Origin of the sequence: Limosilactobacillus urinaemulieris, assembly GCF_932750685.1 — a bacterium.
Classification (GTDB): domain Bacteria; phylum Bacillota; class Bacilli; order Lactobacillales; family Lactobacillaceae; genus Limosilactobacillus; species Limosilactobacillus urinaemulieris.
This window is the reverse complement of record NZ_CAKOBX010000002.1, coordinates 106,991-122,678: the sequence shown is the minus strand read 5'-3', so window position 1 is coordinate 122,678 and position 15,688 is coordinate 106,991. Positions and strand designations below refer to the sequence as shown.

Genomic DNA, 15,688 nt, shown 5'->3' with positions numbered 1-15,688 from the left:
GAGGGATGACCGTGCGAAAACGTGCCCGGATAATTTATAATCCTACTTCTGGTCGTGAAACGTTTCGGAGCGATCTGGTTGATATTCTTTCAATCTATGAAAAAGCTGGTTATGAAACTAGTGCTTTTGCTACAACGCCAGCACCTGATTCGGCGAAGAATGAGGCCACTCGAGCAGCTAAGGAAGGCTTTGACCTGATTGTTGCCGCGGGTGGTGATGGAACCCTCAATGAAGTAATTAACGGGATTGCCGGATTAGAGCATCGGCCAACCTTGGCAATTATTCCTGCTGGAACGACCAACGACTACGCGCGAGCATTACGGATTCCCCGTGATGATCCGATTGCCGCAGCTAAGTTGATTTTGAAGAAAAATAAGAAATTCAAAATTGATATTGGTAAAGCAGGCGAGAATTACTTTATGAATATTGCTGCCGGGGGAACGATGACTGAATTAACTTATGAGGTTCCTTCTCAAATGAAATCCCTCTTCGGTTATGCTGCTTACTTTGCTAAGGGTGCAGAACTTATTCCGCGGATCAAGCCAATTGAAATGCAGATTAAGTACGATGGCAAAGAATATCGGGGTAGCGCAACGATGTTCATGATTGCCCTAACAAATTCAGTTGGTGGTTTTGAACAAATCGTTCCCGATGCTTCTCTTGACGACGGTAAGTTTACGATGATTATCGTGAAGAAGACGAACATGATTGATATGTTGAGTCTGATGGCAAAAGCCTTGCAAGGAAAGCATTTAGATGACCCACGAATTATCTATGAGAAAGCAACCGATATTGAAGTAATTCCACTAAATAAGGATGATCGCTTAATGGTTAATCTTGATGGTGAATATGGTGGCGATGCACCAATGAAATTTCATGACCTGAAGCAACACATTGAAGTTGTTGCTAATCTTGATGAAATTCCTGATGATGCCATTACGGTTTCTGATGACTTTAAGCGGGTTGAACAAGACTTCGTGAAGAGTGTTGATGACATTAAGGATCACGAAGAAAAGCAAAATTAAATAGTTGAACGGCTAGCGTCCTAAAATGGGAAGTTAGCCGTTTATTTTGGCAAAAGCGTAATTACAATATGATATAATGTAGTTACGAGGTGATAAGATGCAAGAATTAAGTAAAAGCTCGAAGTTCTTTAAGGCAGGGAATTCTTTTGGTCTCCGTTTAACCAAGCGTGATAAAGAAAAAATGCATGCTGAACCAGGTGATGAATATGAAAAAAGAATATCACCAGACGGACAAACAATAACTTTTAAGAAAAAAGAACATGTTGACGATAAAACATTAGCAATGATCAACCAATTGTTTGATGAGAATAAAGAACTAATGGAACGGTTAAAGGATAAATGAACTACTTAACTAAAGCAGAAATTATAATGGTGAATCAACAGGTATTGGCGCGAACGGGGCAAAGTTTTAGAGGTATTCAGTATCCTGAAGGTTTATCGATTATCATTGAACAACCACGGATGATAGTGTTTAACCGTGAATTATATCCATCGCTTTGGCTAAAAGCAGCTTATATCGTTCAGAAAATAACAAAAAAACATATTTTTATTGACGGTAATAAAAGAACTGCCTACCTCTGTCTATTATTATTTCTACGAAAGAACGGGTGGACATTGAAATTGAGTGCAGATGAGGGTGAAGCATTTATGATTCAAATAACTATAGCTGATGATACTGAAGAAGAGATGCTAAGAATTGCTCATTTTCTAGAAACGCATTGTATGCAAGAATAAAACGGTCAGCTTCCTTAATTGGGAAGGTGACCGTTTATTCTGTTATAATAGGGAAAGTTTATTACGTTAAAATTAATGGAGGAATAACGTTGAAATTAAATATTCCAGTACACAAAAATGAAGAGTACCCCGCTAAGGTAGTTGATCTGACTTATGAGGGTAATGGAGTTGTGAAGATTGCTGACTTCCCAGTCTTTGTTCCAAATGCTTTGCCAGGAGAAGAGATCACTGTCTGTATTACAAAAGTTGCCAGTCACTTTGCTTGGGGCCGGGTAACGGTATGGCAAAAGAAGAGTTCGGACCGAGTTGATGTTAAGGACAAGAAATATATCCAGACCGGGATTGCGCCGCTTGGTCACCTTAAATATGAAGCCCAATTAAAATTTAAGCAACACCAAATCGCTGAATTGCTAGCTAAGGCCCATCTTGATGAGATTGAAGTCTTGCCAACGATGGGGATGGACAAACCGTACCATTACCGCAATAAGGCTCAAGTGCCGGTAAAGACGGTTCGTGGTCAATTAGAAACTGGTTTCTACAAGCGGGGGAGTCATACCCTTGTGCCAATTGAAGACTTCTATATTCAAGATCCAGCCATCGATCAGGCAATTATTGTGGTTCGTGACTTATTACGGAAGTACCATGTAACACCATACGATGAACGAACTGGTAAGGGCGTTATCCGAACTGTTATGGTGCGTCGCGGTTACTATAGTCATGAAGTCATGGTAGTATTGGTCACCAATACAAAGCGGTTGCCAATGGCAGAACAAATCGTTGATGGCATCGTAGCAGGTGTACCCGAAGTAAAGAGCATCGTTCAGAATATCAATGACAAGAAAACTAATCGGTTACTTGGTGACAAGAATAAAACGCTCTGGGGTACCGATGAAATTCATGACCAATTGCTCGGCATTGATTTTGCTATTTCACCATTATCGTTCTACCAAGTTAATCCGCAACAAACCGAACGTCTTTACCAAACGGCCATTGAAAATGCCGGCTTAGATGGTAGCCAGACAGTCATTGACGCTTACTGTGGAATTGGGACCATCTCATTAGCCGCCGCCAAGCATGCTAAACAGGTTTACGGGGTTGAAATTGTTCCCGCAGCGATTGATGATGCCAAGCACAACGCTAAACGAAACGGGATTAAGAATGCTAAATTCGTTGTTAACAAGGCGGAAGAGCAATTCGCCAAGTGGCAAGAAGATGGCTTAAAGCCAGATGTCGTGATTGTTGACCCACCACGCAAAGGATTAGCGGAATCGTTGATTGAGGCGACTGGTAAGATGGCACCACAAAAGGTGATTTATGTTAGCTGTAATCCTGCAACTTTAGTTCGTGATATCCAACGTTTTGCTGAGCAAGGATACCATGTGACGAAACCAATTCAGCCAGTTGACCAGTTTCCACAGACGACGCATGTTGAGAGTGTTACGGTCCTTGAATGCACAGAAAAATAGCTCATAAACCGCGTCATGGCGGCATTTACGGATGATTAAAAGTGTACTTTTTTCTTTCAGAATGATTGGAATTAGTACACTTTTTCTATTTGAAGCTGGCGGGTCGAGTGTTCTATGTCCTATTTCGATAGTCGAGTAGACGAAGGTCCAGTTTGGCAGGTCGTGTCGATTAGGGTAGTGGAAGTAGAGGTGAGCGTTGATATGGTAGCGTTTGTGGTATGTACGAATCGGTCAGTTTGGTACTAAGGATTGAGTTAACAAAAATAATATTGAATTTATGCTAATTCGGTTAGAATATCGAAAATTTGGGCTCTTTGTCAATGGGTAAGGATGAAGAGAATTTGGAGAACTAGACTAAGCCACCTTGGCTTTTTTTATTATTGTGATTCTTGATTGCGCTATAATATTTTATGAGGTGAAAGAGATGGCTGACAAAGTTGTTGCGCGTCCGCTAATTACGATTGCAAATGTTATTTGGAGTTTTAATCCCCTGACCCATTTACCACAAGTCCTGCTGGTTAAACGGGCTTATCCGCCATTTGAGGGCCACTGGGCTTTACCAGAAACCCTATTGCGGCGGGATGAAAGTGCTGACGTTGCCTGTATCCGCCTGATTAAGGATAAAATTGGTGTTCGTCTATCAAACAGTGCTACCGAACAGTTGGCAACCTTCACCGATCCCGACCGGGTAAGCGGTGAGCGGGCCTTGGCGATTGCCTACATGACTTTCTTACCGACAATGCCGCAACTGAGGGCCGGGTACGGAGCAACCGAAGTCGGGTGGTTTAGTCTTAACTTTGACCACGGAAAGTTTATCTTGCAAAATGGTGACTTAGTTTTGAGTTTGGCTGCAGGGTCGGCGCTAGCATTTGACCACCACCAAATTATTAATACGGCCATTGTACGAATTAAAAATAAACTGGACTACCAGCCAACCATTTTACAGATCTTAGGACCGACTTTTACCCTTCGGCAAGCCCGCGAAGTTTATGCTACTTTCCGCCAAACAACGGTCGATCAAATTGATAATTCTAATTTTAAAAAGACCCACCAAAAACTGTTTAAGGAAGTTGGTACCGCCGCAACAAAGCGGTCAGGCCGGCCACCAAAGTTATTTAAACTGGTACTACCTTGCGTCTAAAAATAAAAGTGCTACAATCAGTGATAATAAAAGTTCAATATACTTTTATTTTTTTGCAGTAGTTAAAGTATTTTTTACCTAAATTTGTTAGGAGTTGTTTAATAATGAAGCATGAATTATTAACCGATCTGTATGAGTTTTCAATGGCCAACGGTTATTATCAAACGCTTCCCCACGATAAGCAGGCGCGCTTCGACGTCTTTTACCGTAAGGCGCCCGATGATGGCAGTTTTGTGATTAGTGCTGGATTGATGCAAGTAATTGATGAAGTTAAGAACTGGCACTTTTCAACTGATGACATTGCTTATCTGCGGTCCCTTAACCACTTTAGTGACGAGTTTCTCTTTTACCTGACGGCAGCTCACAACCGCTGCTCAATTAAGGCAATCCCAGAAGGCACGCCAGTCTTCCCACAGGAACCAATCCTTAGTATTAGTGGTCCACTAATTGATGTCCAACTTCTCGAAACCCTGATCTTAAACATCATTAACCACCAATCATTGATTGCAACGAAGGCATGGCAGATCACCAGCGTTACTGGCGGACGCCCAGTAATGGAATTTGGTGCACGACGGGCGCAGGGGCCTGATGCCGCAATATATGGTGCGCGGGCTGCCATTATTGGTGGGTGCAGTAGTACCTCCAATGTGCTAGCTGCAAAGCGGTTTAACCTTCCGGTGGCGGGGACGATGGCCCACGCTTGGATTGAAAGCTTTCCTGATGAATTAACGGCCTTTCGTGCCTGGGCAAAAATTTACCCTGACAATGCTGCCCTGTTAGTTGATACCTACGATGTGGTTAACTCTGGGGTACCGAACGCAATTAAAGTCTTTAAGGAATTGCGGGCAGCTGGCCACGAACCGGTTGGTATCCGCATCGATTCTGGTGATATTACCCAGTTGGCAACCAAGGCCCGGAAGATGATGGACGAGGCTGGTTTTACCAACGCTAAGATTACTGCTTCAAACGCCCTTGATGCCCACATTGTTAAGTCATTGCTTGATGAAGGGGCACCACTGGATAACTTTGGGATCGGTGATCGACTAATTACCAGTTCATCAAGTCCAGTATTAAGCGGTGTTTATAAAATGTCGGCACTAGAAAATGATGGCAAATGGGTGCCAAAGATCAAGATTAGTAATAGTCGCGAAAAGATTACGCTCCCTGGGAATAAGCAGGTTTACCGGCTCTACGATAAGCATGATCCCCAACACGCTGTTGCCGATGTAATTGCCCTGGCTGACGAGCAGATTGGAACCGAAATTGCGGCAATCAATGCTGACGTTCACGTCACCCGGAATAAAGTGATTCTAACCGACTTCATTGCTAAGCCACTGCTTAAGCAAGTTTTGACACTGGAAAAAGCGGCGCCAATTGAAACCGACACTTTTGCCATCCAGCATTTTGCGCAGACCGAATTAGCACAGCTGCCGGCGGCTACTAAGCGGTTGCTTAATCCGGACCGCTTCCCGGTTTATTTAACCAAGCGGTTAGCTGACTTGCAACAAAAGCTGGTTGATGAGGCACAAAAATAAGGAGTTAGCAATGACTAAAGCATTATTAATTATTGATTATACAAACGATTTTGTCGCTGACAATGGTGCGCTTACTTGTGGCAAGCCAGCGCATGAATTAGAAGATTATTTGGTTCAGCTGGCCAACCGTTTTTACCAAAATGGCGACTACGTAATTTTCCCGACTGATGCCCATTGTGGGGACCGATTTAGTCCAGAAGCTAAACTCTTCCCGCCACATAACGTGGTCGGTACGCCTGGTCAACAGCTATACGGCAAGGTTAATGACTGGTTTGAACAACATCAGGCCAGTGACCGGGTTTACCAGTTTAATAAGAACCGCTATTCATCATTTCAAAATACTAATCTTGATAACTACCTGCGGGAACGAAAAATTGATAACTTGTGGATTGCAGGTGTTTGCACCGATATCTGTGTCCTTCACACCGCAATTGCTGCCTATAATTTGAACTACCAGATTACGATTCCGGTTAAGGGGGTCGCCACCTTTACCAAGCATGGTCAGGAGTGGGCGCTTGACCATTTTAAGAATTCACTGGGTGCGACGCTGGTTTAATGAATTTTGACTGCCTGCTATGAAGTAAGAACCCCAGTACTTGAATATTAAAATTAGTTCTTTTCATCGGGCTGTTATTTCTTGCAATCTGCCAAATTAAAAAACTACAATCTAAAAACAGCACCCAACTCAAATAAGTGAGTGCTGAATATCCCAAGTTTTCACATATTAACTCTAATTACTTCACCATCTTTGAACTTGAACTCCATGTAGCGTTTGAAGATGGTGATTTTTTCTACTAGGCGACGAACCAAACCCTCATCAAAGTCCACTAAGCCATATTTGTGGAATTCGATCAGTTTGTTGATTTCATCAATGCTGTGTAGTTTTGCTTGCTGTTTAGCTTCACGGCTTTGCACCTTTGCTCTTTGCTTTCGTAAATCCATGATTTGCTGGGTGAGGGCATCGCAATTTTGATGCTGGTTGGCGGCCTGGATTAGCTGCATTTGGACCTCTTCCAGTTGCTTATCGAGTTGATCAAGGGTAGGTCCTTTAGAATTTTTGATGACCTTCATAATGTTAGTCTTGATCTGTTTGCCAGCTAACTCGTGTCCTTCAATGAGCTGGTTAAAGGCTTCTACAGTGGCTTCCTTTAGCAGTGGTTCTTTGACATTTCTAATCATGCATCGCCTTCCGGTTTTGCTTCGCTTTATTCGACTAGCACAACGCCAGACTGCTACCTTTTCTGGTCGGTACCACATATTTCGTTGAAAAATGTCGCCGCATTTTCCACAAAAGACTATTTGGGAGAAACAATATTTGCCGTTAAGTCGCCGGTGCTTACCATTCTTAGTAGTGATCCCGTTTTGTCGTTGTTTGATGAGCTGCTGGACTTGCATGAATACCGGCTTGGGAATAATCGCGGGATGGTCGTTTTCTACATAGTATTGAGGCATGATACCGTTATTCTTGACGCGTTTCTTGCTCAGAAAATCAATAGTGTAAGTCTTTTGCAATAGAGCATCACCCATGTATTTCTCATTCTTTAGAATTTTTGAAACACCGCTGGATTGCCAGTTCTTTGTTTTACCACCAGTTAAAATACCATCAGCTTTGAGTGAGTCCGCGATTTGCTTCATACTCATCCCGTTTAGATAACTATAGAAGATCCGTTTGATGACTTTAGCTTCTTCCGGTTCAATTACCAGATTACCCTGAGCGTCCTTGGTATAGCCGAGAAAATGATTATGGTTGACGAAGACCTTACCTTGTTGGTAGCGGTACTGGATTCCCATTTTAACGTTTTGCGATAGGGATTCACTTTCTTGCTGGGCAAGAGAAGCCATGATGGTAATCAGCACCTCACCTTTGGCATCCATGGTGTTGATGTTCTCTTTTTCAAAGAAGATGGCCACATTGATGGCTTTTAAGTCTCGGATATACTTCAAACAATCAATGGTATTTCGAGCAAACCGGCTAATTGATTTAGTGACGATCAGGTCAATTTTACCGGCTTTGCAGGCTGCAATCATCTGATTAAATTGTTCCCGCTTCTTAGTGTTAGTCCCTGAGATTCCATCATCGGCGTAGATACCTGCAAACTCCCAGGTTGGTTCTTTTTGAATTAGTTCTTTATAGTGAGCCACCTGAGTTTCATATGAACTGGCTTGTTCATCATAATCAGTCGAAACCCTGCAGTAGGCCGCCACTCGGAGCTGTTCAAATGGTAGTCTATTTTTTTGCGGTTGAACGCTATTGCCTTTTTGCTGATGAGCGGGGATAATCCTCACTTTACCCAATTAAATCACCTTCACTCTCGATAATACTGTACAAATATTCTGCTTGTTTGATTGGATCGTTGTAACGTTGTTTGATGATGTCACGGTAAAAGTGTTTCTCAATAGTAGCGGCTTTATTCAGCTTTTCGGGTAGTGACAGTCCGCACTTCAATTTAAAAGTTGCTTCGTTTGAACTGTTTACCACCACCTGTCGGACAAATTCCTGAAATAGGGTGCCGTCAAATTCTGTTAGCATTTGGCCTTGCTGGCACCAACGCAACAAGGCACGAACATCCTCAAAGTTATTTGCTGAATCAGTATTTTGACCATTAAGCTGTTTAATCTTCTCCCGACATTGATAGGTATCTTGTTCGAGCTTCGCAGTTTGGTTGACGTAGATCGCTTTATCTAGTAAGCTGGCATGCATCAATTCGGTGAGCGTTTCAGCTTTGTGGTCATTTGTTTTGATTTGCTTAGTTAAAGAAATCAGTTGACCATCGCTATTGGCATTAGATTCTTCTTTCAGGCCTTCTAACAATGGCCGCAGTAAGAACTTCTCACTGTAAACTAGCTTATTTATTATATTGCAGAAGGCAGCTTCCAAACTTTTTTCACTGACTGCTTTAACTGGACACTGTTGAGCTGACTTCAAATGTTGCTGGCAGGCCCAGCAGATTTTATGCGGCCTCGTTTGTCGCTTGAAAACTGTACCGCAATAGCCGCAGGTGATCTTTCCAGAAAAAAGATAATGTTGTTGATACTTATGGCTACCAACTTCAATGTGGTGCTTTTGTGCTGCTTCCTTAATCAATACTTGAGCCCGATGGTAAGATCTATGATTAATCAGACTTGGGTGATGATCCTCAATTAGGTATTGGGTTATTTCGCCTTGATTAAAGTGACGGTGATATTGATCGTCACGGTAGGTTTTCTGGCAAAGCATGTCACCGGTGTAATTGATATTTCGTAAAATATTGATCACAGTGTTGCTGCGCCATTGTCCGCCACGCTTTGTCGGCACCTGCTTTTGATTTAATTTTTTAGCTATTTGGCTGGCTGATATGCCACTTAAAAAGCGTTGAAAGACTTGTCGTACAGTCTTGGCTTCAGTATGGTTGATGACTAAGTTGCCATCTTTAATTGAATAGCCATAGGGTGCTGAAGATACGTGGAACTTACCACTAGCAAATCGTTGCCTGATCGCCCAACGCAAATTACCTGCCGTCGAGTGGGATTCGTCTTGGGCAAGGCTGCTGAAGATGGACAAGAATAATTCACTGGCCATCTCTCCGGTATTAATGTGTTCCTTCTCAAAGATGATTGGGATATTTAATTGCTGCAGTTCTCGAACGATTTCCAGACAGTCAGTTGTGTTCCGCGATAAACGGCTGATTGACTTGGTAACTACAAGATCAATCCGGTGATTACGACAATCTGTCAGCAGTTCTTTTAGGGCATTGCGCTTGGTTAATTTAGTTCCAGAGATGCCTTCATCATAGTAGATCTTAGCCAGCTCCCAATTGGGGTGGTTGTTAATGTACTTTTGATAATGGGAACGCTGATTTTCAAGACTTTCAAGTTGTTCGATATTATCAGTGGAAACTCGACAATAGGCCGCCACACGGAGTTGTTTGACATCACGTTGGTAACCTTGAATTTTGGTAATGGTTGACATGACATTCCTCCTTTCATCAGTGTGGTATGTTAGCTCTAGAACCTTGATGTATCAACATTTCCAGGGCCTAATAGTGGTGAAAATGATTGCTTGTTTAAGGTATCGATTTGGTTGAATTCATCAGGCGTGATTAATCCCTTTTTAAGTAGCTCCTGAATAATTTGCCGCGATTGCTGATAGTGCAAGTCGTTCATGAGTTGTTCAGAGTTAATTTTGTTGCTAGCTTGTTGCAGTGGTTGATGAGTCACTGATTGTACTTTTTTTGCCATGTTTAATTACCTCCACTGATAAGCCAGGAAAAGCGGAAAAGTAAACCATGGTAAAATAAAAAAGCTGGCAGAAAACCAGCTAAAAGTTGAAAAATCAAGATAGATTAGATATGATTGTAAATGAAAAGAGAGCAACGAGTTGCCCCTCGTTACCCTCAAACGCAGTTCAGGTGACTGAAGGATGGCTAACCATTATGGTTAGCTTTTTTTATTATCGCGTAGGCTTTAGCACAGTCAATGACTAGCTGGCCAATTGCCACGATAATTATGGCGGCAGTAATTGCCACTCCTCCAGTCTTTTCCTAAATAACATGACTTTCACCTCCACAGTTCAGATTATTTGAGGGGTGTGTAGCCACGTTAACTGCTAAGCCTTCCATGTTGGGAGCGACCCAATACTTCCGGCCTGCTAATATTTTAGCATAGAAACAACAAAAAGCCTGCAGACCGTAGTCCACAGGCAAAAGTTACAATAGTTGATTAACTCGTTTTTGAATTTGGGTGGGGTCATAGCCAGCTTGCTTCAATCGGTTGATTCGCTCATTACCATTACCCCAGGAGCCACGGATAACTTCACGAGCAATTTGGTCAACTGACTTACGATTTAAGAGACGATTAATCTTTTCTTGGACCACTGCATAGTCGTAACCGGCAGCGGTTAAGCGTTGTTGACGGTCAGTACCATTACCCCATTGACCATCTAAAACTTCAGCAGCTAGTTCATCAGGGTTCTTTCTGGTGATTGGCTGCTTTTTGTTAATGACTGCTGCATAGTCGATATAGGAATAATCCAGATCACAGTTGCCATTGACACCTGGAACAGAACCAGTAGAGGAATGTTGCCAGATTCCGTAATTACCACTGTAGTTACAACGCGGACCATATTCAGCCACCCAGACAGCATAACGCTGAGCGACAGCTGATGAAATATAGTTTTGTAGTGGTGACCGTGAGATGTAGAGACCGGCGTAACAACCGTTTTGTTCTAGCACACAGCAAAAACTTTTGACTAAACTATCACAGAAGGCACGTCCCTGATGGAATTGCCATTGTTCTTCGAGGTCAAAGTAAATTGGATAATCAAAATGACGGTTACCTAAAACAGTCAAACAGGCACGAGCTTCGTTAGCTGCGTCTTCGGGAGAAATAGCATAGGAATACCAATAAGCTCCTACTTGTAAACCGGCTGCTTTGGCTTGGGTATAGTGTTCTGCAAAGTAACGGTCTTCTTGGCTCGCTGACCGACCATAGCCAGCTCTGATTAGAACAAACTTAACACCACTTGCTTTGACTGCATTGAAATCCACATGTCCTTGCCATTCAGAAATATCAATCCCAGGAATCATGATTTATCACCATCCTTGTCATGTAATTGTTGGAGAATACTCTTTAACTTATCGGGCACAGGTAAGCCTAAGCGACTGGTATTTTCCAGTAATGAGATTCCTTCATTAGAGATATAGAAAAAGACTGTTGCTGTTCGGATGGCCGAACCGTTTTTTAGCAGATAGACGTCAAGAGAGTGGGCAATACCTACTAAGAGTAGAATCAGCATTTTTCTAGTGAGACCACGAAAACCGATCTCACTGGAGAGTTTATGTTCATTAATTGCGCAGAGCACACCGGTAATATAGTCCGCCACCATGAAAATGAGTAGAACATACAAAAAGCCATCCAGGCCGCCTAAAAACCAGCCAAGAAATGCACCAACAGCACTAAAACAAGTATTGATGATGGTTAAACTAGTTGTCTTCATCTGGATTATCAACTCCTCTCGAATACTCGGCCTTAATTTCCAGATACTCATGGTTGTATTTGACGTCATCGATAAAGCCGATATTGTAGCCGCGTCCTTCAAACCAGATGTTAGTTTCTTCGTCAACGTCGTCACGGTATCGGATAATAAAGGACAATTGCTTTTCCAATTTAACGGATACCGCCGTGTAGTATTCCTGACCGTGCAATGCCGAGACTTTAGCCCATACATCACCGAGGCGAACATCTTTGTACATCGACATTCCAGTATTAGGATTTTCGCCGACATATTTCTTTTTCATTAGAGTAATGCGTCGATCTAGTTCACCAATATCAGCAATCTTACTGATACGTTGGTTTTGCTGTTGCATTAAAATTCCTCCTTCCGGTAAGGGGACAAAATAGCCCGAAGAAATTTAATCATGGCATCAAAATCAGCTGTTTCCCGATATTCATAAAGGTAAGCCACTGTATAGAGAATGGCGGTATGAATATCATCAGGGAGGGGATCAAACGCTGATAGTGGTTGGCGAAGCACATTCTCGACCGTAGCTGTTGCCGATCCAATCAACTTTGTAATGAGGTCATCTTCAACAGTGTTGTCTACTCTCAGGTAGGCTTTTGCTTCGGCCAAAGTAATAGCAGCCACATTTCATCAATCCTTTCTATTTAGCAGCCATGGACAAGGTTTTAATTGCTTCTGGTAGGATAACTTTGCCGTCAACTCGTTGTGAGCCTAAAAAACCAACTTGACCAGTTACGGCATAAAGTTCATTAAGACGTTTGAAAGTTCGGCCTTGTCGATCTGCAATCCAGTAGTAATTGAAGTCGCCAAAGAGAACTGGCTTATTGGAAGCAGACAGTGTTGGCATGAATGGACTGGTATAAACAGGGCAGTTGAGGATTCTGTCTGGCTGACCTGCTTGAACGGAAGGTTGCCAAATGTATTGGTCATTTTTATCTTTCATCTTGCGGATGACCTTCACAGTATCATCATTCATCAAAAAGACAGCATTTTGACGGTATGGTGTCTTCAAAGAATAGAAGAGATCGATTAAATCATCAAAAGTTAATGAATCAGCCTTAGCAGCTGTTGATCCAGCTGAAGCACCATTAGTATCGGTCAAGATACCAGTAGGTTGACCAGTACCGGTACCGTTTAAAAAGGCTTGTTCTTCAGCGTTACCGAGCCTGCGACCGAATTCATCAGATAGGTAAGCCATCAAATCAAATGCCGAATCATTTAGTAATTCTTCTGACACTTTGATCAGGGTCCCTAATTTATGAGCGCCAAGTGACACCTGGCTAAATTGTGTGTTGGACTCTGTGTAGGCCGCTTCTTCTTCTAGCCAGGCTGCGGTACCTTCACTGGCCACTACTGGAATTTTGTGTTCACCGCTATTGGTTTGGATGACATGGCTGATGGTTCGTAGGACATTTGCTTCTTGAAGCTTTTGGATAAGTTGATTTTCAAATTCGTCGGGCACTAGGAAGCCACCATCTGGATCCGTACCTTCTTTCAGTGCATCAACGACCACATGACCACGCATCATTTGCCAGAAATCTTTTGCATAAGCCTCCTGGGCCTTGGGTAGCTGGTTAGCAATTGGGGAATTAGTAAGGGCCTTACTGGTGGGTTGGTTCATTGCCACCTCAATTTCTGCCTGCTTGTGTCGTCGATCGATTTCCTTGCCGAGATCGACAACTTCTTGCTCCATCTTTTCATAGCGGGCATTGTCGTCAGCTGATAGTACATCCGACTCCTTTTGCTTAGAATCCAGGAAATCCTTTGCTTGCTTCCAAATACGGGCACGCTTTTCTTGTAATTCAGTAATCTTACTCATTGATAAGTCCTCCTAAAAATTAGTGTGATAACAAAGAAAGCCGCTTTTGCAGCGACTTTACAGAGATATTAGATTTTGTTTGTGGCTTTAGCTTATTCAATAGAACCAATTCAGATTGCTTATCTGAATACGAGTAACAATCTGTGACATCTTTATCTTGGCCCAGCATATTGTCAGCAAAGCCCAACTCAATCGCTTTATTGACATTCATCCAGGTTTCGTCATCCATCATGGATGAGATTTTTTCGCGAGGAAGGTTTGTTTTAAGCTCATAAGCATTAATGATTGATTCTTTGGTTTCAGCTAGCATCTGTGCAGCTTGATCAAGATCTTCTTTTTGTCCACCAACAATAGTTAATGGATTATGGATCATGATCATTGCGGTTGGAGCCATGGAAACTTTTGTTCCTGCCATGGCGATAACTGATGCCGCTGAAGCAGCGATACCGTCAATTTTGACGTTCACGTCATCGGGATAATTCATTAGCATCGTGTAAATGCGACTGGCAGCGACACAGTCACCACCGGGAGAATTTAACCAGAGATCGATTGGCCCTTTCCCTTGACTTAATTCATCTTGAAATACTTGGGGAGTGACTTCATCATCAACCCAGCTATCTTCAGCAATCGTACCGCTAATAGTTAAGACACGTTGATTCTGAGGGCCGCTCCAGTTCCAGAAACGTTTCATTCTTTTGGTTCCTCACTTTCTTTAGATGGTTGAGAATTATAGAAGTTACCAGCTTGGTTGAGTGGTAGCATATTGCCATTTACCAAGTATTCGTCACCGCCTTCATTAGTAGGAATGCGGTTTAGATCTTCAAGTTCCCGAATATCGTTTGCGGACAACCAGCCATTTTGTCGCCCAATGGCGTAACCATTCATACGACTTTCGTAATCACCACGTAGTAGTCCATCAACATTGAATTTGACGAAGAACTTTCGTTGATCATTAGCGGAAAGTAGCTGTTGATTCATAGCTTGTTCCCAGCGAATGCACCAAGGGTTCAGGGTGTACTTTACAAATTCTAGTGATTGTTGCTCGATATTTGAGAAAGTTGAACGGTCTAGGTCACCAACCATATGCGGTGGTACACGAAAAATTCTGGCAATTTCGTCGAGTTGGAATTTTCGGGTATCAAGAAATTGCGCTTGGTCAGGTGGAATGGAAAGTTGATGAAAAGTCATTCCTTCTTCCAAGACAGCAATGCTGTGATTATTAGATCCCGAAAATTGTGACTGCCAACTTTTCCGAAGCCGTTCAGGGTCTTTGACTACATTAGGGTGCTCGAGAACACCACCAGGCGTGGCATCATTTTTGAAGAAAGTGGCTCCATATTGTTCGGCAGCCATGGATAATCCAATCGCATTCTTAGCCATAGCAATAGGGCTGTAGCCAATCAAACCATCAAAGCCTAGTCCTGCGATATGGAGAACTTCATCGGATAAGAGAATAACTTGTTTTGATTTATTCTTTGCTTGGTAATCATCGTAGTTGCGATTATAGGTGTAGTAGATTTCACCGTTGGCAGCACGGTTAACGTCCATTCGATCTGGCATCAAAGGATAGAGCCCAGTGATCAGGCCCTGACCGTTTCGAATGATTTGTGCATAGGCGTTACCCCACAGCAATAAATGGTTCATCATGGTTTCACGAAAGATAAAACTGGTCATTTCTGGATTTGGCGCATCATGAAGCAAAAAATAAAGCGGGTGGTTAATTGCCCGCTGTTTGCCACCATCGCTGGTGTATTGATAAATATGGAGTGGTAGTTCAGCTAATCCTTCAGCCAAGACCCGCACACAAGCATAAACCGCTGTATTCTGCATTGCAGTGCGTTCGGTCACATTTTGGCCAGCCATCGAACTGCCGAAGAAAAATGACATGGTGCTAGACAGGGTATTTTTTGGTGAAGCTTTATTGGTATGGAACAATTTATTAAATAGGTTCATGGTATCAACTCCTTTC

At 42.6% G+C, this 15,688-nt stretch carries 17 protein-coding genes; 7 read left to right on the top strand and 10 right to left on the bottom strand.

Annotated elements, in window-relative coordinates:
* Positions 1-5: 5 nt before the first annotated feature.
* From MR181_RS01970 to MR181_RS01940, 7 genes are all read left to right on the top strand, one after another.
* The gene (locus MR181_RS01970; RefSeq protein WP_102168766.1) at positions 6-1,025 is read left to right on the top strand and encodes a diacylglycerol kinase; all 1,020 of its coding nucleotides are present in this window, start codon (positions 6-8) and stop codon (positions 1,023-1,025) included.
* Between the two features lie 97 nt (positions 1,026-1,122).
* The gene (locus MR181_RS01965) at positions 1,123-1,368 is read left to right on the top strand and encodes an AbrB/MazE/SpoVT family DNA-binding domain-containing protein (RefSeq protein WP_242334277.1); all 246 of its coding nucleotides are present in this window, start codon (positions 1,123-1,125) and stop codon (positions 1,366-1,368) included.
* Positions 1,365-1,760, top strand: a complete 396-nt coding sequence (locus MR181_RS01960) for a type II toxin-antitoxin system death-on-curing family toxin (RefSeq protein ID WP_242334274.1) — start codon at positions 1,365-1,367, stop codon at positions 1,758-1,760. The genes MR181_RS01965 and MR181_RS01960 overlap by 4 nt, the downstream gene beginning before the upstream one ends.
* 89 nt (positions 1,761-1,849) lie before the next feature.
* Positions 1,850-3,226, top strand: a complete 1,377-nt coding sequence (rlmD, locus tag MR181_RS01955) for a 23S rRNA (uracil(1939)-C(5))-methyltransferase RlmD (RefSeq protein ID WP_242334271.1) — start codon at positions 1,850-1,852, stop codon at positions 3,224-3,226.
* A 424-nt stretch (positions 3,227-3,650) separates the two neighbouring features.
* Positions 3,651-4,367 (top strand): NUDIX hydrolase, encoded by a 717-nt coding sequence (locus MR181_RS01950; RefSeq protein ID WP_242334268.1) that lies wholly within the window; start codon positions 3,651-3,653, stop codon positions 4,365-4,367.
* 104 nt (positions 4,368-4,471) lie between these two features.
* Positions 4,472-5,902 carry a nicotinate phosphoribosyltransferase gene (locus tag MR181_RS01945; protein ID WP_242334263.1) on the top strand — a complete coding sequence of 477 codons (1,431 nt, stop codon included), beginning with the start codon at positions 4,472-4,474 and terminating at the stop codon, positions 5,900-5,902.
* Positions 5,903-5,912: 10 nt separating this feature from the next.
* Complete coding sequence (locus MR181_RS01940) at positions 5,913-6,458, top strand: cysteine hydrolase family protein (RefSeq protein ID WP_180383161.1); 546 nt, start codon at positions 5,913-5,915, stop codon at positions 6,456-6,458.
* 161 nt (positions 6,459-6,619) lie between these two features.
* On the opposite strand, the gene MR181_RS01935 is transcribed toward MR181_RS01940, so the two are convergent.
* The 10 genes from MR181_RS01935 to MR181_RS01890 form a co-directional block, all read right to left on the bottom strand.
* Positions 6,620-8,197 (bottom strand): recombinase family protein, encoded by a 1,578-nt coding sequence (locus MR181_RS01935; RefSeq protein ID WP_242334260.1) that lies wholly within the window; start codon positions 8,195-8,197, stop codon positions 6,620-6,622.
* Positions 8,190-9,851 carry a recombinase family protein gene (locus MR181_RS01930; RefSeq protein ID WP_242334257.1) on the bottom strand — a complete coding sequence of 554 codons (1,662 nt, stop codon included), beginning with the start codon at positions 9,849-9,851 and terminating at the stop codon, positions 8,190-8,192. The genes MR181_RS01935 and MR181_RS01930 overlap by 8 nt, the downstream gene beginning before the upstream one ends.
* Before the next feature lie 35 nt (positions 9,852-9,886).
* Positions 9,887-10,120, bottom strand: a complete 234-nt coding sequence (locus tag MR181_RS01925) for an SHOCT domain-containing protein (protein WP_057741378.1) — start codon at positions 10,118-10,120, stop codon at positions 9,887-9,889.
* Positions 10,121-10,587: 467 nt separating this feature from the next.
* A complete protein-coding gene (locus MR181_RS01920; protein ID WP_242334254.1) occupies positions 10,588-11,466 on the bottom strand; it encodes a GH25 family lysozyme in 879 nt (292 codons plus the stop codon).
* The gene (locus tag MR181_RS01915) at positions 11,463-11,876 is read right to left on the bottom strand and encodes a phage holin family protein (protein WP_242334251.1); all 414 of its coding nucleotides are present in this window, start codon (positions 11,874-11,876) and stop codon (positions 11,463-11,465) included. Before MR181_RS01915 ends, MR181_RS01920 begins: the two co-directional genes overlap by 4 nt.
* On the bottom strand, positions 11,863-12,246 hold the full coding sequence (locus MR181_RS01910) for a phage head closure protein (protein ID WP_242334248.1): 384 nt from the start codon (positions 12,244-12,246) through the stop codon (positions 11,863-11,865). Before MR181_RS01910 ends, MR181_RS01915 begins: the two co-directional genes overlap by 14 nt.
* Entirely contained in the window at positions 12,246-12,524 is a 279-nt protein-coding gene (locus MR181_RS01905) for a head-tail connector protein (RefSeq protein WP_003671991.1), read from the bottom strand. Before MR181_RS01905 ends, MR181_RS01910 begins: the two co-directional genes overlap by 1 nt.
* Before the next feature lie 16 nt (positions 12,525-12,540).
* A complete protein-coding gene (locus MR181_RS01900) occupies positions 12,541-13,719 on the bottom strand; it encodes a phage major capsid protein (RefSeq protein WP_242334245.1) in 1,179 nt (392 codons plus the stop codon).
* Between the two features lie 19 nt (positions 13,720-13,738).
* The gene (locus MR181_RS01895; RefSeq protein ID WP_242334243.1) at positions 13,739-14,410 is read right to left on the bottom strand and encodes a head maturation protease, ClpP-related; all 672 of its coding nucleotides are present in this window, start codon (positions 14,408-14,410) and stop codon (positions 13,739-13,741) included.
* The gene (locus MR181_RS01890; protein ID WP_242334241.1) at positions 14,407-15,672 is read right to left on the bottom strand and encodes a phage portal protein; all 1,266 of its coding nucleotides are present in this window, start codon (positions 15,670-15,672) and stop codon (positions 14,407-14,409) included. The genes MR181_RS01895 and MR181_RS01890 overlap by 4 nt, the downstream gene beginning before the upstream one ends.
* Positions 15,673-15,688: the final 16 nt, after the last annotated feature.

Excerpts from the sequence above, each read along its gene's own strand:
- MR181_RS01940 (WP_180383161.1), top strand. The coding sequence starts at position 5,913 with ATGACTAAAGCATTATTAATTATTGATTATACAAACGATTTTGTCGCT.
- MR181_RS01915 (WP_242334251.1), bottom strand. The coding sequence starts at position 11,876 with ATGAAGACAACTAGTTTAACCATCATCAATACTTGTTTTAGTGCTGTT.
- MR181_RS01945 (WP_242334263.1), top strand. The coding sequence starts at position 4,472 with ATGAAGCATGAATTATTAACCGATCTGTATGAGTTTTCAATGGCCAAC.
- MR181_RS01895 (WP_242334243.1), bottom strand. The coding sequence starts at position 14,410 with ATGAAACGTTTCTGGAACTGGAGCGGCCCTCAGAATCAACGTGTCTTA.
- MR181_RS01930 (WP_242334257.1), bottom strand. The coding sequence starts at position 9,851 with ATGTCAACCATTACCAAAATTCAAGGTTACCAACGTGATGTCAAACAA.
- MR181_RS01965 (WP_242334277.1), top strand. The coding sequence starts at position 1,123 with ATGCAAGAATTAAGTAAAAGCTCGAAGTTCTTTAAGGCAGGGAATTCT.
- MR181_RS01925 (WP_057741378.1), bottom strand. The coding sequence starts at position 10,120 with ATGGCAAAAAAAGTACAATCAGTGACTCATCAACCACTGCAACAAGCT.
- MR181_RS01900 (WP_242334245.1), bottom strand. The coding sequence starts at position 13,719 with ATGAGTAAGATTACTGAATTACAAGAAAAGCGTGCCCGTATTTGGAAG.
- MR181_RS01960 (WP_242334274.1), top strand. The coding sequence starts at position 1,365 with ATGAACTACTTAACTAAAGCAGAAATTATAATGGTGAATCAACAGGTA.
- MR181_RS01890 (WP_242334241.1), bottom strand. The coding sequence starts at position 15,672 with ATGAACCTATTTAATAAATTGTTCCATACCAATAAAGCTTCACCAAAA.
- MR181_RS01950 (WP_242334268.1), top strand. The coding sequence starts at position 3,651 with ATGGCTGACAAAGTTGTTGCGCGTCCGCTAATTACGATTGCAAATGTT.
- MR181_RS01910 (WP_242334248.1), bottom strand. The coding sequence starts at position 12,246 with ATGCAACAGCAAAACCAACGTATCAGTAAGATTGCTGATATTGGTGAA.
- MR181_RS01920 (WP_242334254.1), bottom strand. The coding sequence starts at position 11,466 with ATGATTCCTGGGATTGATATTTCTGAATGGCAAGGACATGTGGATTTC.
- MR181_RS01970 (WP_102168766.1), top strand. The coding sequence starts at position 6 with ATGACCGTGCGAAAACGTGCCCGGATAATTTATAATCCTACTTCTGGT.